Origin of the sequence: Paenibacillus sp. W2I17 (genome assembly GCF_030815985.1) — a bacterium.
GTDB lineage: Bacteria > Bacillota > Bacilli > Paenibacillales > Paenibacillaceae > Paenibacillus.
The window spans coordinates 3299000-3322291 of the sequence record NZ_JAUSXM010000001.1; the positions used below are offsets into that span (position 1 = coordinate 3299000).

At 48.3% G+C, this 23292-nt stretch carries 21 protein-coding genes; 9 read left to right on the forward strand and 12 right to left on the reverse strand.

Going from position 1 to position 23292, the window contains the following annotated elements:
* Nucleotides 1–62 precede the first annotated feature (62 nt).
* The gene (ald, locus tag QF041_RS14690) at nucleotides 63–1196 is read left to right on the forward strand and encodes an alanine dehydrogenase (protein WP_307414699.1); all 1134 of its coding nucleotides are present in this window, start codon (nucleotides 63–65) and stop codon (nucleotides 1194–1196) included.
* 167 nt (nucleotides 1197–1363) lie between these two features.
* On the opposite strand, the gene QF041_RS14695 is transcribed toward ald, so the two are convergent.
* Nucleotides 1364–2281 (reverse strand): PD-(D/E)XK nuclease family protein, encoded by a 918-nt coding sequence (locus tag QF041_RS14695; RefSeq protein WP_307414700.1) that lies wholly within the window; start codon nucleotides 2279–2281, stop codon nucleotides 1364–1366.
* Nucleotides 2282–2793: 512 nt separating this feature from the next.
* Between QF041_RS14695 and QF041_RS14700 the strand changes: the two genes are divergently transcribed.
* The gene (locus QF041_RS14700) at nucleotides 2794–3477 is read left to right on the forward strand and encodes a serine/threonine protein kinase (RefSeq protein ID WP_307414701.1); all 684 of its coding nucleotides are present in this window, start codon (nucleotides 2794–2796) and stop codon (nucleotides 3475–3477) included.
* A 261-nt stretch (nucleotides 3478–3738) separates the two neighbouring features.
* On the opposite strand, the gene QF041_RS14705 is transcribed toward QF041_RS14700, so the two are convergent.
* Nucleotides 3739–4635, reverse strand: a complete 897-nt coding sequence (locus tag QF041_RS14705; protein ID WP_307414702.1) for a helix-turn-helix transcriptional regulator — start codon at nucleotides 4633–4635, stop codon at nucleotides 3739–3741.
* A gap of 129 nt (nucleotides 4636–4764) precedes the next feature.
* Between QF041_RS14705 and QF041_RS14710 the strand changes: the two genes are divergently transcribed.
* Nucleotides 4765–5652 (forward strand): sugar phosphate isomerase/epimerase family protein, encoded by an 888-nt coding sequence (locus QF041_RS14710; RefSeq protein WP_076214488.1) that lies wholly within the window; start codon nucleotides 4765–4767, stop codon nucleotides 5650–5652.
* 48 nt (nucleotides 5653–5700) lie between these two features.
* A complete protein-coding gene (locus tag QF041_RS14715) occupies nucleotides 5701–6756 on the forward strand; it encodes a Gfo/Idh/MocA family protein (protein ID WP_307414703.1) in 1056 nt (351 codons plus the stop codon).
* A gap of 301 nt (nucleotides 6757–7057) precedes the next feature.
* Here QF041_RS14715 and QF041_RS14720 read toward each other — a convergent pair whose 3' ends face one another.
* Nucleotides 7058–8377 carry a glycoside hydrolase family 125 protein gene (locus QF041_RS14720; protein ID WP_307414704.1) on the reverse strand — a complete coding sequence of 440 codons (1320 nt, stop codon included), beginning with the start codon at nucleotides 8375–8377 and terminating at the stop codon, nucleotides 7058–7060.
* Nucleotides 8378–8809: 432 nt separating this feature from the next.
* On the opposite strand from QF041_RS14720, the gene QF041_RS14725 reads away from it, so the two are divergent.
* Nucleotides 8810–9871 (forward strand): LacI family DNA-binding transcriptional regulator, encoded by a 1062-nt coding sequence (locus QF041_RS14725; RefSeq protein ID WP_307414705.1) that lies wholly within the window; start codon nucleotides 8810–8812, stop codon nucleotides 9869–9871.
* Nucleotides 9872–10003: 132 nt separating this feature from the next.
* On the opposite strand, the gene QF041_RS14730 is transcribed toward QF041_RS14725, so the two are convergent.
* The 4 genes from QF041_RS14730 to QF041_RS14745 form a co-directional block, all read right to left on the reverse strand.
* On the reverse strand, nucleotides 10004–11449 hold the full coding sequence (locus tag QF041_RS14730) for a hypothetical protein (RefSeq protein ID WP_307414706.1): 1446 nt from the start codon (nucleotides 11447–11449) through the stop codon (nucleotides 10004–10006).
* Complete coding sequence (locus QF041_RS14735; RefSeq protein ID WP_307414707.1) at nucleotides 11382–11618, reverse strand: hypothetical protein; 237 nt, start codon at nucleotides 11616–11618, stop codon at nucleotides 11382–11384. Before QF041_RS14735 ends, QF041_RS14730 begins: the two co-directional genes overlap by 68 nt.
* Entirely contained in the window at nucleotides 11596–12171 is a 576-nt protein-coding gene (locus tag QF041_RS14740) for an RNA polymerase sigma factor (RefSeq protein WP_307414708.1), read from the reverse strand. The genes QF041_RS14735 and QF041_RS14740 overlap by 23 nt, the downstream gene beginning before the upstream one ends.
* Nucleotides 12172–12446: 275 nt before the next feature.
* A complete protein-coding gene (locus QF041_RS14745; protein WP_307414709.1) occupies nucleotides 12447–12962 on the reverse strand; it encodes a mismatch-specific DNA-glycosylase in 516 nt (171 codons plus the stop codon).
* Between the two features lie 121 nt (nucleotides 12963–13083).
* On the opposite strand from QF041_RS14745, the gene QF041_RS14750 reads away from it, so the two are divergent.
* Nucleotides 13084–14004: an AEC family transporter gene (locus QF041_RS14750; RefSeq protein WP_307416971.1), complete on the forward strand. Its 921-nt coding sequence runs from the start codon at nucleotides 13084–13086 to the stop codon at nucleotides 14002–14004.
* A gap of 61 nt (nucleotides 14005–14065) precedes the next feature.
* Here QF041_RS14750 and QF041_RS14755 read toward each other — a convergent pair whose 3' ends face one another.
* Nucleotides 14066–14317 (reverse strand): RNA-binding protein, encoded by a 252-nt coding sequence (locus QF041_RS14755; protein ID WP_091015650.1) that lies wholly within the window; start codon nucleotides 14315–14317, stop codon nucleotides 14066–14068.
* A 276-nt stretch (nucleotides 14318–14593) separates the two neighbouring features.
* Here QF041_RS14755 and QF041_RS14760 point away from each other — a divergent pair, with 276 nt between their 5' ends.
* Entirely contained in the window at nucleotides 14594–14986 is a 393-nt protein-coding gene (locus tag QF041_RS14760) for a RidA family protein (protein ID WP_307414710.1), read from the forward strand.
* Between the two features lie 143 nt (nucleotides 14987–15129).
* Here QF041_RS14760 and QF041_RS14765 read toward each other — a convergent pair whose 3' ends face one another.
* The 3 genes from QF041_RS14765 to QF041_RS14775 form a co-directional block, all read right to left on the reverse strand.
* Nucleotides 15130–17739, reverse strand: a complete 2610-nt coding sequence (locus QF041_RS14765; RefSeq protein WP_307416972.1) for a polynucleotide kinase-phosphatase — start codon at nucleotides 17737–17739, stop codon at nucleotides 15130–15132.
* Nucleotides 17740–17804: 65 nt separating this feature from the next.
* Nucleotides 17805–19289, reverse strand: coding sequence for a 3' terminal RNA ribose 2'-O-methyltransferase Hen1 (locus QF041_RS14770; protein WP_307414711.1), 1485 nt, complete (start codon nucleotides 19287–19289; stop codon nucleotides 17805–17807).
* 59 nt (nucleotides 19290–19348) lie between these two features.
* Complete coding sequence (locus tag QF041_RS14775) at nucleotides 19349–20128, reverse strand: nucleotidyltransferase domain-containing protein (protein ID WP_307414712.1); 780 nt, start codon at nucleotides 20126–20128, stop codon at nucleotides 19349–19351.
* Nucleotides 20129–20410: 282 nt separating this feature from the next.
* Between QF041_RS14775 and QF041_RS14780 the strand changes: the two genes are divergently transcribed.
* Complete coding sequence (locus tag QF041_RS14780; protein WP_307414713.1) at nucleotides 20411–21766, forward strand: helix-turn-helix transcriptional regulator; 1356 nt, start codon at nucleotides 20411–20413, stop codon at nucleotides 21764–21766.
* Nucleotides 21714–22598, forward strand: coding sequence for a WYL domain-containing protein (locus QF041_RS14785; protein WP_307414714.1), 885 nt, complete (start codon nucleotides 21714–21716; stop codon nucleotides 22596–22598). The genes QF041_RS14780 and QF041_RS14785 overlap by 53 nt, the downstream gene beginning before the upstream one ends.
* Before the next feature lie 115 nt (nucleotides 22599–22713).
* Here the strand turns inward: QF041_RS14785 and QF041_RS14790 are convergent, their stop codons facing one another.
* Nucleotides 22714–23214 (reverse strand): LURP-one-related family protein, encoded by a 501-nt coding sequence (locus tag QF041_RS14790; RefSeq protein ID WP_036606430.1) that lies wholly within the window; start codon nucleotides 23212–23214, stop codon nucleotides 22714–22716.
* Nucleotides 23215–23292: the final 78 nt, after the last annotated feature.

Here is a 23292-nt window from a genome sequence, read left to right on the forward strand (position 1 = left end):
TTATCCAAGTCATAAACTTGTAGTATAAGCTAACAACCAATAAATGGACGAGGTGCATGGTGATGAGAATCGGAATTCCCAAAGAAATCAAGAATAATGAGAATCGTGTAGCAATGACTCCGGCCGGGGCTGCTGATTTCATCAGAGCCGGTCACCAGGTACTGATTGAACAAGGCGCGGGGATCGGCAGTGGATTCACGGATCATGAATATCAAACTGCGGGCGCCGAGATTCGGATTGATGCCAAGTCAGTGTGGACCGAAGCCGATATGATCATCAAGGTGAAAGAACCGCTTGCCAGTGAATATGGATATTTTCGTCCGGGACTGATTCTGTTCACATACCTGCACCTCGCAGCGGAACCAGAGCTTGCCAAAGCCCTTATTAAGAGTCGGGTAACGGCTATTGCGTATGAGACGTTGGAGGTCAACAGCGCTCTCCCCCTGCTAACCCCTATGAGTGAAGTTGCAGGCCGCATGGCCTCCCAAATCGGAGCACAGCTACTGGAGAAAACGGAAGGTGGCAAGGGCATTCTGTTGTCTGGTGTACCCGGCGTCAGTCGGGGGAAAGTGGTCATTATTGGTGGCGGAACGGTGGGAACAAATGCAGCCAAAATTGCTATTGGTCTTGGCGCCGATGTGACCATCCTTGACCTGAATCTGAATCGTCTGCGGCAGTTGGATGATATCTTTGGCAATCAGATCCACACGCTAGTATCCAGCCCGTCCAACATTGCAACAGCTGTTGCGGCGGCAGATCTGTTGATCTGTGCGGTGCTGATTCCGGGCGCCAAGGCGCCAACGCTTGTCAGCGAGCAAGTGGTGAAGACGATGGCACCGGGTTCGGTCATTGTGGATGTGGCGATTGATCAGGGTGGGATCGTTGAGACCATTGATCATATCACAACCCACGATGAACCGACCTATGTGAAACATGGCGTCGTGCATTACGCGGTGGCGAACATGCCAGGCGCCGTGCCGCGTACGTCCACGGTGGCGCTGACCAACGCCACCATGCCTTATGCGCTGCAGCTGGCCAACCACGGTGCAGCCGCCGCGATTCGCGGCAGTTCGTCCATTCGCAGTGCGGTCAACGCGCTGAATGGACATATCACGTATGAGGCGGTTGCCCGGGATCTCGGGCATGCCTATGTTCCTGCGGGTCAGGCGCTGGAGAATACCGCCGCTGTCCAGTAATCTTGATATGATCGTTCCACCCGGCGCCTTGTCGCCAAGCCTGTGGAACGCAATAGAAGCGCAAGTCGGGCAGATGATGTTCCCGGCTTGCGCTTCTTGATTTTTTTCACATATAGGATAGCTTGTTGGTTGGTATAAGGCCTTTAGGTTGTTCCGGTTTTGGCGCTTCAGACTGCTCGCTCACTGCATACTTCGCGGAAGTTGCAATCCCGACAGGACCGGTGGGAAGGCATCGCTGTGAAGTAGGTGACGTCCTTGGGACGGTTATAATACTCATCCTCCACGCAGGATCGCATCTCCTCAATGTAACGACCCACATTCTCCTCCACCTTCCGGATATCCTCTTCTGTGGCTGTAAACTCTCGGTGTTTTCCGGTTAACAAGTACTCCACTCGCAGCTCAATCTGCTCCAAGGGAACCCGGTAATGCTCTCTCACATAGGATGCGTACAGCATTAGCTGATCGGAGAAGTCATCTTCCTTGCCCGTCTTCCAGTCCACAATGACGATATTGCCGTTACTGCGCCGATACAATAAGTCCATCTTCACATAAACGCGCGTATCGTGCAGCATCATGGTATCCCATTTCTCAATCTCCAGAATGTCCGTACTTGCCCGGGACAAGTCCTCCCACGTAAGCGTCTGGTACAGGTTACTGACACAGGCCGAAGCCCGTTCCTTAATCGTGGCGATCCGGTCATTCAACGTGTCATCCCCGTAATAGATCTCGGACAGCATCGTGCGATTCTTGGGGTTCAGCCGCCACTGATCCGCGTCCATGGATTCCACATACGCCTGATTCAGCAGCTTGCGTATCGTCTGTTCCAGGAAGTGTTCACGCGGTTTATCTTTGCCCTCTTCCCTGCTGCGTACCGCCGACTCACACATCCGATGCGCGAGGTCCCCGAAGACAAGGTACAGATTGCTGAGCTGCTTCAGACGGTACAGACGAACCTGCATCTCATCAGCAGAGTCTGCCTTCCAGCCGTTATGGGCACCGTAATAATGATAATAATATTTGCGCAGGCACTCATCGAACATACTCGCCCGCGACTGCGAATAAGACCACTGCGGGTATTGTGCCATAAGATATTCTGCCTTTCTGTATGCCGAATCTACATGAGATCCCTTAATGCTCACAGTATAAAGCCCGCGCAACATTGTCGCAAGCGCGCTTCCGTTATTTTCTTCTGACGCAACCGTTTCCGATTCGATCCGTATCGTTTATATAGTAACATCACCAAAAGATGAAATTGCGGAGCAGAACGCATAATATACTCTATAGAGGGCAGCGAATCCGGGAGCGGGATGCTAATACGGGTCTAGCCCGGGGCCAGTGCGGGCCCGGCGCTAACGAATCTCACACACCTTATCATGTGGATCACGTGGTTTTACGGAATCTAACGAACTCCAGACACGCTAATTAGTCTTATTTTGGTTGTAGAACGTGTATACTGCAAGCTATGAGCCAATAACGTGTCTCTGATTCGTTACATTTTCAGATCTGCTAGTTTACGTGAAATAAGACTTACTCGGTTCGCTAGAAAATGATTATATGAAAAAAAAGTACAGGCATATCCTAAAAGGGGGCACCACCCATGAATCGACCGGATTGGTTCCAGGCGGAAGAAGCATTACAACATATCCAAGTCATCGGAAGCGACCGGAATGAGCTCGTGAACATCATCGGCGATGTAGAAGGATTGAATTGCATTGGCACAGGTACGGATGCGGCTGTATTTACGTATGACGGCTTGCCGCAGTATGCCTTCAAGATGTACTCGGATCATGCCTTGGACAAACTCGAAAATGAAAAACAGGTATACGAGCAGCTCAAAGGCCTGACATACTTCCCTACCTATTATGGCAGCGGCCGGAATGTGCTTGTGATCAGTTTTGAACCCGGGGATACCTTGCTGGAATGTTTGGAAAAAGGAATCCCCGTCCCCGAGCAGGTCATGCTCGATGTGGACGCAGCGCGAGAAGCCGTTCGCAGCCGTGGGCTGAACCCTCGCGACATTCATCTGAAAAATGTAATTCTTCAGAACGGACGCGGGAAAGTGATTGACGTATCCGAGTATATTCAGGACGGCAATGACAATCGCTGGGAGCATCTGGTTTGGGCTTATCACAACATCTATCCACGGATCAAAGGAACGCCCATATCCCCACGCATGCTGCAAACGATCAAATGGGGATACAATCAGTTCGATCATGCCAACGTCAAAATGGACGACCTCACCAAGAAAGCCAATCGTCTGTTCTCCAGATTTATGAAATGAGCACGTTGTACACATAGATGATTGTCTTGTTATTATTGAATCAAAACCACCCGGATGAACGCCTTGAATTGGCCTTTATCCGGGTTATTCTTTGTATATGTGCGTATGCGTATGCGTATGATTATGGTTACGGTAACCACTGCTGTGTGCTCTGCTTCTGCTTCTACTTCTACTTCTGCTCACATTGCGACTGCGAGTTACTCAGGGTCTCAACCATCTTTATAGACATTTTATTCGAGACTACTGGTAAACTGGTCGTGCTCAACCTTCTTTTCTTCCACGTCCCTGCGAGGGGGTCATGCCCTTGTATTGTTTGTATAATTTCGTAAAATAGTTGGCGTTGTCGCAGCCGACTCTGGCGGCGATCTCCGTAATGGTCAGACTACTGCCTTGCAGCAGTTGCTCTGCCTCACTCATCCTGCACCCGTTCACGTATTCCACAAAGGTACGTCCGGTCAGCTTTTTGAACATTTTGCAGAAGTGATACGCATTCAATCCCACATGACTTGCCGCTTCCGTAACAGACATCTTACCTGTGGGGTCCGCTTCAATCTGTGCGATCAACTGTTTGAAACGTTCGCGGTTGGGAAAATACGATCCGACCGTTTTATCCGGTAGCTGCTGCGGCATAAAGGTTCGCGCAAGCAGGGTGAACAAGGCGTGCAGCTTGGATTTCACCACGAGCTGATAAGCCGGGGGCTGTAACGCCATTTCCTCCACAGCTTCATTCAATAAAGAATAATAGCCTGTGCAGGCTGTGTTTTCCTCTGCCGGTTTGACCGGAAATCTCACTCTTCCTTCCAAATACGGCGCGACATATTGCTCATGCACAGGATCATGAGTGAAATCATGGAACAGTGCACGGTTCACTACAACGGAATCATAATGCACATCCCCGTCATCCAGAGCATATCCAACATGCAATGTACCTCCAGGAATGATGATGACCTCACCTGCTCGAACCACATAAGGTTTGCTATCAATATGAAACAGCGCACTGCCCTTGCGCATAATAATCAGTTCAAAATGTTCATGCCAATGCAAATACAGAATGCATTCTTCAGCTTTCATATCTGAACACCGATTTTGGAACAGCTGAAATGGATGTGATTTATGGTCAATTCGGGTATTTTCGTGAAGCGCTTTCAGATCCAGCACGACTTCTTCCCCCTCTTCACAAGATCCGACTATTATTACACAAGATTGTTTAGAGCCATCCCGTTAATCCACGGCTATAATGAGTGTGTCACGAAGTACTATAAGCCAATATTGGAGTGAAATACAACCATGAATAAATCATTACGCATCGGTACCCTTGTAGGCGGGCAGGACGCCGTCCGCGTTATCCCGCAGATCATGCAACACGGCTTCGAATCATTTAACCTGACCTTCTGGCAAACGACTGGTGATCTGGACCTGGCAGAGACAGCCAAACGTGTCCGTGAAATCGTGGACGAACAAGGTATTGTCATCTCCGCGGTGAGTGTATTTGGTAACCCGCTCACAGGAGCCGGAGACAACGCCGATACACTGGCAAGCTGGGAGCGGGTGATCGATCACGCACAGCTCTTCGGTGCAGATATCGTCTCCGGGTTCACCGGACGTCTGACCGATCAACCCATTAACGAGTCCATCCCCCGGTTCAAGGAAGTATTTGGTGAACTGGCACGCCGGGCAGCAGACAGGGGTGTACGCATTGCTTTTGAAAACTGTGATATGGGTGGAACCTGGCAGACAGGCGACTGGAACATTGCCCATAATCCGACGGCCTGGGAGATGATGTTTGATGCTGTTCCGGATGAAAATGTAGGCCTGGAGTGGGAGCCTTGCCATCAAATGTCCAGCCTGATTGATCCTATTCCACAGCTACGCAAATGGGCTCATAAAGTCTTCCACGTACATGGCAAAGATGCCACTATTGCCTGGGATATTGTCAAGGAATATGGCGTGCATGGCCCACGTGAATTTGTTTGGCACCGCACACCCGGCTTCGGGGATAACAACTGGGCAGACATTATCACCATTCTGCGTCAGAACGGTTATCAGGGTACGATTGATATTGAAGGCTGGCATGATCCCGTCTACAAAGACGAACTCGAAATGACCGGACAGGTGCACGCATTGCGATATTTGAAACAATGCCGCGGCGGCGATTTTGTGCCAAATCCGGTATAGGAAACCATGCGAGCTGTATAACACAATCCATGCGAAGGAGATGAGAACATGACTCATCCTTATCGGGTAATTATCGCTGGCTGCGGTGCCATGGCAAACACGTGGGCGGATTATGCCTTGCAAAGGCCGGATACAGAAATCGTGGGACTGGTCGATCTGTATGAACAGACAGCCCTTGCTTTTGCTACAAGACATGGCCTCACCTGCCCTACGTTCACCGATATCCGTGAAGCCATTCAAACGACTGGTGCAAATATCGTATTTGATGTCACGATTCCGGCGAGTCATTACGGCATTGCCATGACAGCCTTGAAGGAAGGATGCCATGTATTTGGCGAAAAACCACTGGCAGAGTCCTTCTCCGACTGCACAGATATTGTGCAAACCGCTCGCAGTACAGGACACATTCAAGCCGTCATGCAGAATCGCCGTTTCGATCCGCGGATTCGCGCCTACCAGCACCTCATTTCCGGCGGAGCTATAGGACAGGTTGGTTATGCCGGGGCTGACTTCTTCCTCGGGCCACACTTCGGCGGATTCCGGGACCTGATGGATAGTCCGCTACTGCTCGATATGGCAATACATACGTTTGATCAGGCACGGTATATTCTCGGAGCCAACCCGATATCGGTATACTGCCATGAGTTCAATCCTCCAGGTTCCTGGTATCAGGGCAATGCGATGGCGTTATGTATATTTGAGATGTCTGACGGTTCCGTATTCAACTATCGCGGATCCTGGTGCGCAGAAGGTGTACCCACATCATGGGAAGCAAGCTGGCGCGTAATCGGTGAAAAAGGAACCGCCATCTGGGATGGTCATGATGACATCTATGCTGAAGTAGTTACTGCGCAAAGCCTGGATGCTGACGGCAAACCCTCCTTTTTCCAGCCAAGTGAGCGGATTGAAGCGGAACTGCCTGTCATGGACAAAACAGGACATCACGGCTGTCTCGAAGACATGTTCGCTGCACTGGAATCCGGCCGACTGCCTGAGACCGATTGCAGCGATAACCAGTTCAGCATGGCCATGGTCCTCGCTTCCTTGGAAAGCGCACGCACAGGCCAGAAAGTGTTCATCGCCGATCTACTGAAAAACACATAGCAAAGCGCCTGTGTACTTCAATTAAACAAAGCCCAAACTGCAAATTTCAGCAGTTTGGGCTTTCTTGTTTTTTTACCTACTCTCCTATTCTAAAAATGATGTCGTACAAAAACAATGGCGCTCGATAGTAAAAGTAGTGCAGGGAACGAAATCGATTCTGAAGAAGCAAAGCGTTCGCCTTTATCACCGGATTTCGACTTTACAAAAGTCGATCAGGAAATCCGGGGATAACAGCGATCAAAAGAACGATTCGTAACCGGAACGGACACTTTGCAGGCAGTTTTTTTGGACTTTCATCATTTTATAGAATTCCTTTTTTCATTGCCTTGTACACCAACTGCGAGAACAGGCTGTTGGACCAGGCAAACCATGGTCTGGTGAACGTGTTTGGATCATCGGCGTGGAAACCCTCATGCATATACCCAGTACCCGCATCTGTGTTCTCCAGTAATTCAATCATCGCCAGCATCTCCTCGTCATTGTCTGCGGTCAGACCCTGCATGGATAGCGCCATGTGCCAGATGTATCCTGGAGGGGTGTGGGGGCTACCTATACCTTTGGCTACCTTCCCTTCATAGTAGAACGGGTTTTCTTTGCTCAAAATAAATCGACGAGTGTTTTGATATACCCTGTCTTCAATCGAAGCATACTCCATATACGGTATAGACATCAGTCCAGGTGTGCCCGCATCATCCATTAGACAAAAGTTGCCGTAACCGTCCGTCTCATAGGCATATATCTGTCCATACTCCGGATGACGGTAAGTACCGTACAGGGAAATGCCATGTCGTATTTCTTCTTCCAAACGAGCCATTTGACTCACCAGCTGCTCATCCCGGAACACCCACTTCGCGATCTCCCCCATCTGGCGCAAGGTTACCGCAGCGAACATGTTCGCCGGAATATTATAATGAAAATCACAGGCATCATCACTCGGACGAAATCCGGACCAGATCATCCCCGTATAATTCACCGGCATACCCAATCCTTCATTACGCAGCGTATCATGGGCAGGACAATTGCGCCGCATGAACCGGTAAGATGAACGCTCTGTATGATGCTGTTCTGTCTCCCATAGGTTTACGATATTCTCCATCACTTTCTTGAAGCGCTCGTCAAATATATCCGTGAGTTCAGTTTCCCGCCAATATGTATAAGCCAGCTTCATGGAGAAACAAAGGGAATCCAGCTCAAACTTCCGTTCCCACACCCAAGGTGACATCTCCGTCTCATCATTGGCATCCCAATGCCATCCATTCGCTGTTTCATTGAACGCATTGGCATAGATATCCTGATCAGCGTAGAACGTATGCCGTTTGATCAGCCCTCCAATGATACGTTGCAACTTCTCGTCACCCTTGGCAAGCGGAACATAATGCATGACCTGCTCTACGGAATCCCTTAACCACATGGCGGGAATATCCCCTGTAATCACAAAGGTTGTCCCATCCTCCAGTAGCTTCGTGGTCGTTTCCAGTGTATTCGGAAAACAATTTCGAAACTGCGCCAGTAATCTCGGTCGATGTTGCAAACGCTCGTCCGCCTCAGTCAGAATATCCTGCACAGCTTGCGGCAATTCCAGATGCGGCATAGGGATTTTCGGTAATCTGAACTGTTCCATGGATGTTATCTCCTTTGAATTGGTTTATTTAAGTTCAGCTAATATTTTTTACACCAGCACTCCGATTGCAGAATAACCTTCCGATCGCTGTTATCCCCAGATTTTTTCGATCCCCTTTCTCAAGGGGAAATCCGGTGATAAAGGCGCACGCTTCGCTTCTTCAGGTTATTTCTGCCCTCTCCGTTATCGTGTAAATATTTAGTTGAACATATATAGATTGGAGCTAACACTCTAATTATATTGTTATTTTTGTTATGATAAATTATAATAACATTATTATTTGTAAGTGTACTGTGTCAGAAGATGATCGTCAATTCATAAAGGTCATCTCATTGAAAATTCAATTCACTATTTACATCTGCAAATTGCATTCATTTAATCGATTGGCTCATTGGATTTATGCAAACTGCTCACATACGAAGGAGTAATGATATGTCACGCAAAGTATCCATTCAGACGCTGGCTGACCAGCTCGGATTATCCAAATATGCCGTCTCCCGCGCACTCAGTGGCAAGACGGGTGTCAGTGAAGCGACACGCGCACGGGTACTGGAACTCGCTCGCGCTTTAGGATATCGCCAAAGCACTCCTGGTGCTAGCAATAGTCCTGCTACTGCAAACCATGCAGATCCGTCCGATCCACCGTTTGCTCTCATATGCATGAATCAGCTCAACCGCGGTGAACCTCACTATTGGCAGCGTGTTCTGTCAGGCATGATCTCCGCCTGTAATGAGCGTGGTTGGCATCATGCCATTGTATCTCCCTCACTCGGAGTGACGGACGAGAACACCTCTCCCGAAAAAGCTATTGCTCCTCATTTGGATTGGGAACGTTGTGCCGGGATTATTGTCATGGGGGCTTTCCCGCATACGGTTCTGCAACGACTCTCTCAGACGGGTCGGCCTATTATTCTGGTAGATCATCAGGAGCCCCTGCTGAATTGTGATACGATCAGCCATGATAATCTGGAAGCTGGCATCACCGTGGCTAGATATCTAATGTCTATGAATTGCCGACGGATCGGCCTCATCACAGATGATGGTCGTGCTGCCAGCTTTGCGCAGCGGAAGATCGGGATTGAGTTGGCTTTGAACCATTTCCATGTGGACACCAGTCATACGACCAGCTTCAGAGAATGGAATATTCCGTATGAGAACGGGGAATGGGTTAACCAGTTGGCTACCACCATTCAAAACATGCCAGATGACAAACGTCCCGATGCCTGGATTGGTGTTAATGATGATATTGCTTTGCAATGGATGCACAAATTACAGGAGATCGGTATCTCTACACCTAAAGATTGCCTTGTCATCGGTATCGACAATGTACATTCTGCCGTTACGTCTTCCCCGCCTCTGACCACGGTTAACCTGTGCAAAGAGGAACTTGGACAGCGTGCCGTTGAAGCTTTACAACGCCGAATTGAACGCCCCGGGACCCCGAAAGAGACGGTTATGTTATCGACTACGTTAATTCCAAGGGAATCGGCATAATTTGGCATGCCCCTCCTAGGGACCAATGATTTCATTTTGTGCATTTCAAAAAGGCCCCACATTATGACATTGTGGGGCCTTTCATCTGTTTCAATCATTTTTCATCTTGGCTGGGAGACTCCTTTTGTCTTACTATTTCTTCCAAGGCAGGCTCGTGTATGATGGAAGATCCACCTCCCAATTTACATCACGAAATTCTCGGTTAACTGCGGTTCGTTTCAAAGTGAATTTCGTTCCATTTTCTTTTTTAAAGCCATGGATAATCAACCTCAGATCACCTACGATGTATTCTTCGTTTTTATTAGGCTGATCCGGGGTTCCCATCACTTCAACGGGATAATCCTTTCCTTCACGATCTATAGCCACCCATTGATCTCCATTAAAAGCATTTTGGAAAGTCCCTATTCCTTCCAAGACAAGAGATGAGTTTCCTTCAATTCCTTCGGGCAGCTTAAGTGATTGCTGTACTAGTTGATAATTGAAATCAGAGAATAGAACTTCATCTCCAAATTGTTCAAATTGTAGTACGTAGGTGTAGAATTCAGCATCCTTACGCATCTTATCCAGGTCCACTTCCACGGATTTCTCTTCCCTAACTGGAATGGTATATCCATCCAGAACAAAGCGAATGTTCTTCGCATCTACCGTTACCAAAGCAGGGTCCCATGTCTCAGACAGCTTCAACTGACCACCGTTCTGATTCAGTTCGCTCAAATCACGAAGACGGAACTTGGCTTCACGTGTATTCGGTCTGTTCCCATTGAATATTCGATACTCATTTGTTTCAGGGATTTCGATATGATACATAATGTCCATATCATTTGCCCAATCCTCATCAACTTTGGCACGAAGCTCATAATCCAGACTCACATTCAGGTCAAGTCGGGTTCCGTTTGGCGTACGTACAAGCTGGGTCATATCGAGCTTTAGCCCTTCTGGCGTCGTATATGTGTTATCCATAGAATTTTCGACAGCCAATGATTTAGCTTTGGTCATATCGATTTTGAATTGGAAGCTCCAATCCACCGTAACTTCTCTATCTTCGTAGGATTTCTTCTCGTTATCATAATAGCTGCCCACATTCAAATTACGTAGTTCACCCCGCACGATCACCTGATCCGGAATTTCATCATGCAACTGGAATACCAATCGTTCAGATAGGGAGCCCTTTGTTCTTGTATCCCTTGCAAGAGTGGCAACCTGTCGCCCCTTTTCATCCGTAACATGAATTCTCCCCATCTCAGACAGTAACCGTGATCCCCCTAATCCATCAGGTGTTGTTTGTTGCATGGTCATTACAATCTGAGAACGGTCTACAAGCACATCTTCAATTTTAAGCGTGTAGCCCTGGTCATTGATATTGATATCCGGATTAACCACAAGTCCAAGAGGCTTGAGACGCTTGTAGTCCTCTGCAAAATAGGAATATTTTAATTCTTCTGGTACAGGTATGTCGGGTAGCCGCTGATCCACAGCATTTACCGCGGGTTGTGCTGGCTCTGCTGTTCGGTCAAAAGCAAACCAGGCCCCTCCGGCAAAGATCACAACAGCCGCTGCTGCCATTCCAGTCCGGCGCATCCAATGCGTTCTCATGGATTTTTTTCACGAATGGATGCTCGTCTTCTCCACTTTCCATGGACACGCCATCCAGCTTCTGCATGAGCTTAAGCGTAAAATCCGCATCCGGCTCCTCATGATACAGGTGCTCCTCCCACAACCGATCTTCATCCTTTGAAATAGGCTTCATACGTAGCTAAACCTCCTTTGCGTTCCATTTGCTTCCTCAGCGTTTTTTTCCCGCGATAAAGGGTGTTGCGCACTTTGGTTGAACTCATGCCTGTAATGTCTGCAATCTCTTCATAGCTCAACTCGTTTGTGTACTTTAGTAATAACACCAGGCGATACGATTCAGGTAATTGTTCGAGCTGGCGGTATATTTCACGCTGCATCTCTTTATGCAGCACACGTTTTTCCGGTGTTTCATTACTGACAAGTTCGATCCCCTGATCAACCGGAGACATGACAGGTTTCTTTTCCCGTATAAAATCCCGCATCCGATTCACCGCAATGGTGTACACCCACGACGAGAAACTGCTTCCCTCCCGCCGCGACGGGAGATAACGATAGATACGAATGAACGTATCCTGAGCAAGATCCTGTGCATCCGGATGACTCGCGCCCATTCCGCGCATGATGCCGTAGACTTTATTTTTATATCGATCCACAAGCACGGAGAACAACTGCTTATCCCCTGCAACAATGCACTGAATAAGCTCCTCCTCCGGTATCTGTTGAGTCATGTAATCCCCCTTCTCTACAGCTTCCATGCATGGTTCTGTACTATATAGACGGAAGCCGTTCCCGAAACCTCTCACTTTATCCAAAAAAAAGAATTCGCCCTTATCGGCAAAGCCGAATTGGGTGAACTCTGCGTACCAATATATTGTGAGTGCCTCTGCACATTCTTTACAGGTTTGGCGGTGAACTTTATGGCGACCCGAATCACACATTCCGTGGCAGTATATTCTTGCTATCTTGCTATCTTGCTATCTTTCTCTCCTGCCTTACTTGCCTCTTAATCTTCCCTGTTCTTCTCCACAACAAAATCAGCAAGCTGGGAATAGATCGCCACAATCTCATCCATCGACATGCGCACGAGTCCACTGGACGACGGAGCGACGAACTCCTGAATCTCCTTGACGACCGGGTCGTCCTGGAATCCCCATTGCACTTTGGCGCGCTTGCTGTACTGGGTGTATACACCTTTTCCGACAAAACAAGCGATGTCCGGTCGGTATTTCTCCAACTTTTGCCGTAAAATCTGTCGTCCTTCTGCGTACTCTTCCTTCGTAATATCCTCCATACCTCTGGTGGGACGGGCCACAATATTTGTGAATCCATATCCCAGCTTCAGCAACTCTCCATCCTCCTGTGCATCATATAAACGCGGGGTTAATCCCGACCGTTCAAGGATGCGCCAGAACCGGTTTCCTTTGTAAGCATAATGATGACCCGTCTCTCCAGACGTAATGCTCGGATTGAAACCAATAAACAATATCGATAAACCAACATCCAGATGATCTGGAATCATGATGGGAAGCCCCCTTATCTTTTTTAGCTAATTACATCTTTCGTGTGTGTATAAAATGATATAATAAGCAAAGTATTTTCGAAATCGGATTGAAATTTTCATGAAAAAGGAAGCTGAACTAATGATTGCAGACATCATGCTTGAAGTCGTCCTACCCGTCTTTCTCTTGATCGCCGTCGGGTCCTGGATGCAAAAGGTGTTCAAGCTGGACTTGTACACACTCGCCAAAATCAATTTCTATTGTATTACCCCCGCAGCCGTCTTTATGAGCATGTACCACTCGGATATGTCGGGCGAACTGCTTGGGACCGTGACACTCTTTTACGCGATATATGTATTGATTCTCTATATTGTAGGTTCTGTATTTGCGCGCTCGCTTCGGATGAATAAAGGCATGAAGGCTGCCTTCAACAACAGTATTATGCTGGATAACGCAGGCAACTATGGACTGCCCATTAATGCACTGGTATTCCGCGGCGATCCACTCGCCTCATCCATTCAAGCGCTGGTTATGTCTTTACAGGCATTACTGACATTCACCTATGGCGTGTTATCCATTCAGGGCGCGAAACTCAAAGGTAATTACCGTGCGGTGATTATTGGATTTCTTAAAATGCCCGTTCCGTATGCGCTCTTGCTGGGAATTCTGTTCCACATGTGGAAGGTTCCCTTGCCTACGTTCCTGTCCATGCCACTGACCTATGCACAGCAAAGTATGGTCGCTGTGGCACTGTTGACACTCGGAGCACAGATTGTAAAATATCCAATTCAACTGTACCGTCTTGATGTGTATATTAGCACATTTTTGCGTCTTCTGATTGGCCCGGCTATCGGGATTTCGATCGTGCTTATGCTTGGGTTGGAAGGTATCGCTGCACAGGCACTCATTATCGCTTCGGGTATGCCTACCGGTGTCAATGCATCCATTCTCGCAGAAGAATACGATAACGAACCAGATTTTGCAGCCCAGACGGTGCTAATCTCAACGTTGCTTAATATCATCACCATTACGGCACTGATCTCTTATGCCAAAACGTTCTGAAACGAAAAATAAGTCCATGACCCATGAGCAGGGTTGTGGACTTATTTTCGCGGTGCTGAAACTATGTTTCAAACGTCGTTCGTTCCGGGAACTTGCCGCCTTCCCTGAATAAACATCGTACCAGTCGCTGCGCAGCTCGGTTAAAGAAAAAACTCGGGCTTACCCCATCCACCTGGACAGGTTCCAGTTCCCTCACACTTTCCTTGATCTTATTCATCTCAATGAGCCCCATCTTTCGCTCATTCGGTCCGAAGCGATAAATAACCTTCTCATCGTCCTCCGTCTGTTTCACCAGCAGAATCACAGATGCCATACAGGTTACCCCCTATCGTTACGTTATGAGATTCCATTAATCGCTTGCCTACTATAATTATTACCCAGATTCTAGTGGAAGGATATAGGACTTAAGTTAGTTATACCTAAATTAAATATCCTGATATAAAGATTCTCTGGAATGAGTCGTTAGGCTCAAAAACACCGTAGTCACACTATTCTAATGAATAGTCACTGTCATGAAAGTGCGTACTGCCCAAGTCGTTCTTCTCCGTTTATACTAACGTTATCTTGAATTCCCAAAGGAGAGAAATATATGTCTACAGCTCAAATATATAGCCACGGTGTCCCGTGGGAAGAGGCATTCAGCGTTGCTCAGGGATACAGTGTTAACGGTACGATCTACATTGCAGGACAATTTTCGCATGATATGCAGGGGACGTTTATTGGTGTCGATGATATTGAAGCACAGGTTCGCCAGACACTGGATAACTTGGATCGCGTGCTCGCAGGATTTAACGTGACCAAGTCGAACATTGCTGAACTGGAGATACTTTTGGTTCACCCGCAGGAGCATCTTGAGCCATGTGTTGCCGTGTATAAAGACTACATTGGTGCGCATCGTCCGGCTGTTACGATGGTTGGGACATCGGGTCTGGCCTTCCCTCATCAACTGATTGAGATTCGCGCCGTTGCTCATACCGACTGATTCTGGTCATGTCAAAAGTTGCAGTGCCAATTAAAATGGCCTGATGAGGTTTCGCTTTAACGAAGTTCATATACAAAAAAAGAAGCAGGGCCGGATAAACTCCTAACCTGCTTCATCATTTATTATTCTTTTTCTTTAAAAATTTACAAACGCGGGTCTACTCGCTCCGACTCCAGCGATAGCGTTGCCAGCACACATTCATGAATTCGCTCCACTGGCTCTCTGCGTATAAAGCGCTCAATCCCCTCCAAGCCCAAGGCACTCTCCATTAAAGCGTGGCGTTCTTTTTTGGACGTTTTGCGTTTACGAAGTCGGGACAGATTCTCGGGTGCCAGGTAATCCATCCCATAGATGATGTGCAAATATGCACGTCCTCGTACTTTAATCGCAGGTTGAATCATTTTGTTGTTATTCCAGGCGCGGAACGTTTCGGGCTTGATCACAATACCCTCATGTCCTTCCGCCGTGATCTCATCCCACCAATGAATGACATCCGCTTCATCTGCCTCACTTGCGATTACGCGATATTCCGTCTCCATCATCATGGTCGATATCCGGGCGAACTCACGGTTTTGTTCCATATGCCATTCGTGTGTTTGCTCCCAAAATGCTCCAGTGCTATGTGCCAGTGTGTGGAACGGTGCAATTCGAATGTCCCCTATATCCTCCACATCCCAGCAGTATTTCTGGAATACATCGCGGAACGTCTCGGCATTAGCGAGTTTACCTGCTGTCTCCTGCAACCAGTCATCTACATTCCGACCTGCCGCTTCAACTTCGCGCAGTTTGCCCAGCACTGTAGAGCGATCCATGAGCGAGGCTTCGGCCACGTGTGCATATTGTGAAGCAATCAACTCACGCGCCTTCAGATTCCAAGGTACAATCTCCGCATCGAGCAGTACAAACTCCGTCTGATGACGATCGAAATAACCATCTGTGGTCAAGTCCGCATGTAATCTGGAAAGCACATCTTGCTCTGTCGAAGGGTCAAAAAAGGATCGGCCCGTCCGAGTCACAATGTTACCCACCATCGGTCGGCCCACTCGTTTCACCGCAGCTTGCTCATCGCGGAAAAGAAGCAAAATGGCCCGGCTGCCCATGTGTTTCTTCTCGGCAACCATACGGGTAACGCCCTGTGAGCGATAATATTGGAACGCATCCTTTGGATGCTCTAGGTATCCCTCTACGGAGCATACACCCGGCGGAGGACTCATCGTAGGCGGGATGTAAATCAGTTCTTCCAGAGGCACAGTATAATGGGAAAACGTATCAATCGCCGTCTTCGCCACCTCACCGTGCACAGATACATCAAGCTTGGATGCTGTCTGAACCGTGAAACCCTCCTTGAACTTACGTATGTTGGGCGGAGCAAAACGCCGCTGTTCCCAGCGCTTTAATGGACTATCCGGATCCCCCGCATAATCCTGCTTCGCCGGAACACTGACTGCCTCACGTTCTGGCATTCGCCATGCAGTGAGCATGCCACCAAAAACGACACCTTGATCAATGTTGACCGTATCATTCACAATCGTAGGATATGGACGGGGATCATGTCCCCAGACGATGCATTCACCCGAATTGTGATCCACGTACCAATCCTTGCGCACAGGCCGACCCTGCTCATCCATACCTTCCACATCGCCATATCGGCAGTAATCCTGAATGCGTTTGGAATGTTTTCCGATAAAATGATCTCGAATCCCTGCGTGTGCAACAACCACTTGTCTTACCCCGTTGCGGGAAAAGACCAGATGAGATGGTGCATCAAGCAGAAAGGTCCTTAGCTCTGCACGTACTCGCTTTGCTGTCTCCTGACCTTGCTCCTGCTCAAGCTGCAGTAGTTCTATCTCCACCCGTTCGTCACCGTGACTCAGCGTCACGTCTCGACCATCCAGATAACGTGCAATCTTCCAGCCGTGATTACTGTCAATCATGTAGGCAAGCTCGGCGGCACAATGTCGTTGCCAGAACAACAGACATTTTAACGATTCTGGCCCACGGCTCGTTACGTCACCAACGGAGACCAATTTGCGTCCTTCGGGGTGACGGTACAGACCAGTTCCATCCTCGTCCACATACCCTAGACGGACGATTAATTCCATCATTTCATCGTAACAACCATGAATATCTCCGATGATATCAATACCTGTACCCATATCAATCACCAGCGGATTGGATGTGCGGACAAATGTAATCTCATCCGGCTGCTTCAGCACATAACTGGCATCAAAGCCATCCTCACGGATTGAGCGCAATGTGCGCTTGAACTGTTGCACCTGTTGTTTCACCCGTTGACGCCCACGCGGATAATCCCTTCGGGCATCACGTTCCAGCAGTTCTTTTTCAGGGATATCCAGCACCACAGCAATCACGGGAACATGAGCTTTCCTTGCCACCTGAATCAGGCGCTCGCGATCCTCGGGATACAGATGTGTAGCATCGACCCAGGTCAACTTGTTCAGACGGCAGCGGGTTGCTAGCATCGCCTCCATCGCTTCAAATGCTTTGGCCGATACTTGCTGATACTCCGCATAGATCACATCCGCTTCGCTGCGGGGACGGTGTTTCCAATCCACATACTCATCATCTCCAACCAGCATGCGGAATTGATCAGATGAGACGCCTTCCGTGCGGCGAATGACGCTTTCTGCAACGAGACGATCCAGCAACGTACTTTTGCCACTGTTTGACGGGCCGACAAGAACAACGATACCTGCATGGGGTAGACGAATCTCACGTTGTCTTTCCTCCATCCCATTTTTCCGATCCTGCTGTCCTCTGCCCGCACCAGTTGTTTCGCGAGAACCCTTTTCTTTACTCATGATTGACTCTCCTTTCTCCGCTCAAAAATGACCAGTTGGGTAGGTTGTCCATAGCCTTCTGCATGCTCACCGATGCCCTTAATTTCATAGGCATAGTTCCCTTGTTGCGTCCATTCCTCACACCGGGAAACCAGTTCCGCACGGGTCCACTCGAAGCGATGATCATGGTGACGGAAGCTTTCCTGCTCCATTGCATACACTTCGTTATATTCCTTGTTTGGTGTAGTGACCAACAGCACATCTGGCTGATATTCGTTCATGATTGTATCCATAATTCCGTTCAGACGATATTCCTCAATATGCTCAATCACTTCGCACAGAATCATAACGTCCTGGTTTTGCATCTGCTCGTCAAAATAAAACAATGAACCGATGATCGGCTCCGGCATAGCCACCACTCCAGAACGACCCTCGAGCTTCGCGAAGCGCTCCATGGCCCGAAGTCGTGACTGGCCCGAAGGTTCAACGGCCAGAATCGACTCCACACCGGGAATGTACGCCAATCGGGCAGATAGCTTGCCTTCCCCTGCTCCCATATCTACAATGCTCCGTTTCACTGGTAACGCTGCAACCACATCTGTGATTGCACGATAACGCAACTCGTTTAACCTCACAGGAGGTTCTGATTGGCTGCCATCGCTAACAGACTCGGACCCACGCTGCTCTTGTTCTCCGTCTTCTCGATGTTCCACGTTAACCTCCTGAATAACCGCCTCCGAGATGTGGCCTATTCCTCTCTCCTGTCCAAAAGACGCAGACAAAGCACCCTCTTGTCGCTCATACTGTCGGATCAGTTCGGCAAAACGCAACGTACGCTTCACAATGAGTTCTTTCAGTGGGTGAGCATCCAGCCACCCTTCACCATATCGTTTGATTTTATCGATCTCATCTTCACTGATGAAATAATGTTTGTAATTATCCAGCACTGGAATCAGCAGAAAGAGCTGACGCAGCGCATGTTGTACCGTGTTACGACCACGCAGGATGATATGGCGAACCGTGCTTCTATTTTTCAGATCAAATGAATACGAAAGCTCTCCACGTTCCACCGAAACGGAGTATCCTAATGGCGAGAATAATTCCTCCACAACCTTATCGGGCAGATCGGAAGCCACTGGGCCAAATTTCAGTTCCAGTTCGAAGGCATGATTCACCCACTGCACATAGTCTTCCTTCGGCTTACCATTCAGGGCCGTCCCGAGCGCCGCACGTATGTAGGAGCAGAACAGACTGCTGGTCACGAACTCACGATCGTTAATATATTGCGTAATGTCATATCCATCAGGTGTACCTCTGACCAGATCCACAGGATCAGGCTCGGCATGAATCAGCACTTCCGTTTCGTTCTCTGTAGCCGCAGTGTACACCATTCTTACACGCACACCTTTGTCTACGCGGTCATATATATTCAACGGATTCTTCTCTAACAGATGGGATACAACCCCCGCGTCAGCGCCGCTTGCTTTCAAGATCAGATGCATCAATTCTCCTCCTTCGGATCAATTCCATTCTCTTTCACGATCTCGTTTGTCATCAAGCCCTAATTAGTTCCCCACACCTCTTGCAACGCAAATCGAAAAATCCGGTCCAATTCTTCAAATTCAATAATTTGCTCATTATCCATCTTGCCGGCCATTCGTTCAAAATGATCGATCTTCTCCGCCAAAAAAGCCTGTATTGCTGGCAACTGCGGCTCCAGATCCAGTTCCTCGCCCGCCTTTTTCCGGCGCAGCAATTCATGAATCTCCGTATATAGCGATGTATTCGCAGGTACAAGTTCTTGCACCAGCTCTTCGAATGCCATCGGTGGCATCGCATCGTAACGTTCGATCCAGCCACAAGCCAGCAAGGGGCGCAGCACGTAGAAATACTTTTTGATCTTCACCCGCTCACCTTGTAAATAATCCCGGAAATTGCCCTTCGCCATATTCAGATAATGATACATGCAGGACTTGGGTGAGAAAGTCAAAGGCGACAGTGCACGGATATGCTGTGCCACGTTATACTGTTCATCATACTGAATCGGGGATTGCAACCATTCCAGCAGTGGTGGATTGGATTTGCGAAACAGCTTCAACGCCTTGCGCAGATCCCAACCATTGATGTCGAGCTGATCACTGATTGGGCGTTCGATAACATCCCTTTTATCCTCAATCGACAAATACCATTCCAGCGGTCTCACATACAGAAAACGCACATCATAATCACTATCCTGGGAAGGAAATCCCCAAGCCCGACTGCCGGATTCACAGGCATAGATAATCCGAACCTGCTCCTCCTGTTCAATCTGCTTTAGCTGTTGTCTAATCGTATCTCTCATTTCTTCATGAACATGAGTAATGTCAGTCGCCTCCTTTTAAAAATTACATTATGTATCACAGATTCCTATTCCCTTCTCGCATTGTTCACCAGATCGATTAAACGTGTTGCCCTTCCTCGCTCATAACCTCATTATGACCCAAGCATGATCATACGAACATGGCAGAAGTATGGCGACGAATCACTTTCATAACTCATTAAATTATCGTTTACCTTCATAAGTTTAAAATGAAACCTGCCGCTCATCCTGCTACAATGAAGGGATAACAAGGAGTGAATGTTCATGGCAAGAGAGAGTTTTGACAAAGAAATTCAGTTCTTACGCATGTTATCCCTAACAAGCGGTGCATATAACCGCAAACAATATGCCGAGCGGCTTGGCATATCCGTACATACCTTTGATAAAACCAATCGCAGATTAAAAGAAATCATGCAGACCGTCGCCGACCAACGCCCAGGTGCCGAAGCAAGCCGGGAAATGGCGGATCTCGTCCGCTTCCAGTATGGAGAGTCGGCTGAACCTATGCTGCTCTTCCTCTTCCGCGCCAAGTCGATGAAAGAGACTGAAGTTCAGCGGCTTTCTGTCCTTTTGCATACCTTACAACATAAAGTCCTAACTGCGATGGAACTGCTGGACGCCTGCTGTGCTGATCTGCCGGAAGATCTGGCACTACCTGACGAGAAAACCATTCGTTCCGATCTGAAGTATCTGGAAGAGGTTGGGGTTATACGGAAAGAGCCAGGTGGCAGACCATATCGATATGCCTTGCAACAGGATGTCCTTACCGAATTAACAGTGGAGGAACAGCTGGAGTTGTATGATTTTGTAGATATTATGGCAAACACTCAGGTTCCTTCCGTACAGGGGTACTTATTACGGGACAGTTTGAAGAAAGCCATTACGGCAAGTTTTCCGCAAGAAGAAGCTACCGAACCCTATATCTATAAGTATCACTATTATTCTCGCATTCTGGACGAAGCTCATCTCTACACGTTGCTTAGTGCGATTCGCCAGCGTAAACGTGTGCAGTTCCTGTACTTTTCACCGAAAAAGCCATCCAGCTACAGTTCACAGAATACGAATCCACGCTTTGAACGGGAAGCAGGCGGACGATCCAACCGGATCGTGCCCCTTGAAGTGATTTATGACCATCAGTATGGTCGTTGGTATGTAATTGGATATCAGGGCCGGCGCGGCTTTGTGAAATTCCGCATGGAAGGCATAACCCAACTGGAGGAACAGGATTCAGTAGAAGAGCAATACATGCTCGAACTGAAGCAGCAGTGGACCGACATTAGTCGCTACAGTTGGCTCGTGGATACGGGGAATACCGTGACGGTTCAAGCACGCTTTTTCCACCCGGAGCGTGGTCAGCGCAACTTCATTTTGGATCGGGTTCGTCTGCAAGGTCAATGGGGCAAAATTATACCCGAAACGGATCATACCTTTCTCTACGAAATCCAGGTCAACGGTACCACCGAGATCAAACCGTGGTTGCGGAGTTTTGGCTCAAGCTGCGAGATAATTGCACCTCAGAGACTACGCCAGGAGATGATCAAGGAATGGAAGGAGATTGCGGAATATTATGAACCTGTTCGAGAAGATGTTCAATTACCAGATGATGACACGACTGAATGAAACCGGACTGTTCACCTGGACCTCACAGGAACGGGCCTGGCTTCGCATGATGCTGAATCACCCTGCTGCGAGAGAAGCGCTGAGCCCTGTAACGTTGGATAAAATGTACAACATGCTGAATGGTGAGCAGGACCTGAACCTTCAAGATTACCTGACCGAAAAAGCCAAAAGTGAGGAAAACAGTGTCTCTCATCCACTCCTCAGACAGTTACGGCTAATCATTCTGCATCATCAGGGATTTCGGCTGATCGGTCGCGTCCGCAATGGACGCACGAGCCAGGATGAATTTGGCTTCCCGTATAAACTGGAGTACTCCATGGTCAAAAAAGAATGGTACGTGCTCTGGTACGCGCCTCGCTTCGACAAACTCATGTCCACCAAACTGCACAGCATCGTTACCGTGGAAGCCCAGCAGGTTGAACCGGATACCGCTTCTGGTTACACTGCCCGAATTGCTGCGATAACAGAGAAGCGTAAAACGTCCATCACCATCGAAGTACTGCCCGAGTTCAATCAGGAACTGTCCCGAATCCTCTATGCCTTCTCCTGCTTTGAGAAACAAGTCGAGTACCTGGAAGCCGAGCAGACATATCGGATCGAGCTGACCGTTCCGCGCAATGAGATGGATTACGTCTTATCCAAAATGCGTTTTCTCGGCAAACGGGTTCGAATCACTGACCACACAGTGCTGCGGGAGCGAATGTCGGAAACAGCTGCGAAGGCATTAGCCCGTTATGCGGAAAAAGATCCTGATTTGCATTCCGAACGCGCGAATGAAGTTCAGCACCGCCAACGTGAGGAAGGCTCTCTTGCGAAAGCCGATGGGCTTTAATTTGGTAAAAGTGGATTAACCATAACTATTGCTCAAAAGCCAAATCCATATCCATATACGAAAAAAAAGGTCTGGATGATCTCATCCAAACCTTTTTGCTATATATGCGCCTAAACTAGGTTCCACCACTGCTGGCAGCCGAGTTCCGTCTTTTGTTAATCGCGTGCACGCCCATGACCACTGCAATTAATTCATACGTGTCCAGTTGTTCCGACTGGTTATCTAACACAAATGCCCCTGAACTAAACCAGCCGCTGGTACGACGGAAACTTGCCACGATGCGGCCACCACTGCCACTTATATCATACTCCTGCGAAAATGCTGGAGCAGACACATCATACGTACCGCGTGATCCTGCGTCATATTCATACTTTTTGCTAAAGAAACTGAACCTGGCCCGCAACACACCCAGATGTCTCCCATCTGCTGCAGTGATGTCCCAACGATTGGTTAACATGCGGAATTTGCCGCTGCAGACTAATCCTGAGTTATCTGATACATCGAGTGAAGAACCAAAGACACTTTTCAAATCCAGATGCCCAGCCTGTTCCTGATTCGGATTCATAATCTCGGTGTAACCTGCGTTAAAAAAGTTATCCCTGAAGTATAATTCCATAACGATTTCTCCTTTCCCAGTTCAATGTTCTTTTCATTAAACATAACTCTGAGGTCGTACTTCCACACACATTATATC

Bases quoted from the DNA above. Each gene is read 5' to 3' on its own strand.
- QF041_RS14775 (WP_307414712.1), bottom strand. From the start codon at position 20,128: ATGAGAGATACGATTAGACAACAGCTAAAGCAGATTGAACAGGAGGAG.
- QF041_RS14725 (WP_307414705.1), top strand. From the start codon at position 8,810: ATGTCACGCAAAGTATCCATTCAGACGCTGGCTGACCAGCTCGGATTA.
- ald (WP_307414699.1), top strand. From the start codon at position 63: ATGAGAATCGGAATTCCCAAAGAAATCAAGAATAATGAGAATCGTGTA.
- QF041_RS14735 (WP_307414707.1), bottom strand. From the start codon at position 11,618: ATGAAGCCTATTTCAAAGGATGAAGATCGGTTGTGGGAGGAGCACCTG.
- QF041_RS14710 (WP_076214488.1), top strand. From the start codon at position 4,765: ATGAATAAATCATTACGCATCGGTACCCTTGTAGGCGGGCAGGACGCC.
- QF041_RS14770 (WP_307414711.1), bottom strand. From the start codon at position 19,289: ATGCATCTGATCTTGAAAGCAAGCGGCGCTGACGCGGGGGTTGTATCC.
- QF041_RS14715 (WP_307414703.1), top strand. From the start codon at position 5,701: ATGACTCATCCTTATCGGGTAATTATCGCTGGCTGCGGTGCCATGGCA.
- QF041_RS14780 (WP_307414713.1), top strand. From the start codon at position 20,411: ATGGCAAGAGAGAGTTTTGACAAAGAAATTCAGTTCTTACGCATGTTA.
- QF041_RS14750 (WP_307416971.1), top strand. From the start codon at position 13,084: ATGATTGCAGACATCATGCTTGAAGTCGTCCTACCCGTCTTTCTCTTG.
- QF041_RS14695 (WP_307414700.1), bottom strand. From the start codon at position 2,281: ATGGCACAATACCCGCAGTGGTCTTATTCGCAGTCGCGGGCGAGTATG.
- QF041_RS14745 (WP_307414709.1), bottom strand. From the start codon at position 12,962: ATGATTCCAGATCATCTGGATGTTGGTTTATCGATATTGTTTATTGGT.
- QF041_RS14790 (WP_036606430.1), bottom strand. From the start codon at position 23,214: ATGGAATTATACTTCAGGGATAACTTTTTTAACGCAGGTTACACCGAG.
- QF041_RS14730 (WP_307414706.1), bottom strand. From the start codon at position 11,449: ATGCGCCGGACTGGAATGGCAGCAGCGGCTGTTGTGATCTTTGCCGGA.
- QF041_RS14720 (WP_307414704.1), bottom strand. From the start codon at position 8,377: ATGGAACAGTTCAGATTACCGAAAATCCCTATGCCGCATCTGGAATTG.
- QF041_RS14755 (WP_091015650.1), bottom strand. From the start codon at position 14,317: ATGGCATCTGTGATTCTGCTGGTGAAACAGACGGAGGACGATGAGAAG.
- QF041_RS14765 (WP_307416972.1), bottom strand. From the start codon at position 17,739: ATGGAGGAAAGACAACGTGAGATTCGTCTACCCCATGCAGGTATCGTT.
- QF041_RS14760 (WP_307414710.1), top strand. From the start codon at position 14,594: ATGTCTACAGCTCAAATATATAGCCACGGTGTCCCGTGGGAAGAGGCA.
- QF041_RS14700 (WP_307414701.1), top strand. From the start codon at position 2,794: ATGAATCGACCGGATTGGTTCCAGGCGGAAGAAGCATTACAACATATC.
- QF041_RS14740 (WP_307414708.1), bottom strand. From the start codon at position 12,171: ATGACTCAACAGATACCGGAGGAGGAGCTTATTCAGTGCATTGTTGCA.
- QF041_RS14785 (WP_307414714.1), top strand. From the start codon at position 21,714: ATGAACCTGTTCGAGAAGATGTTCAATTACCAGATGATGACACGACTG.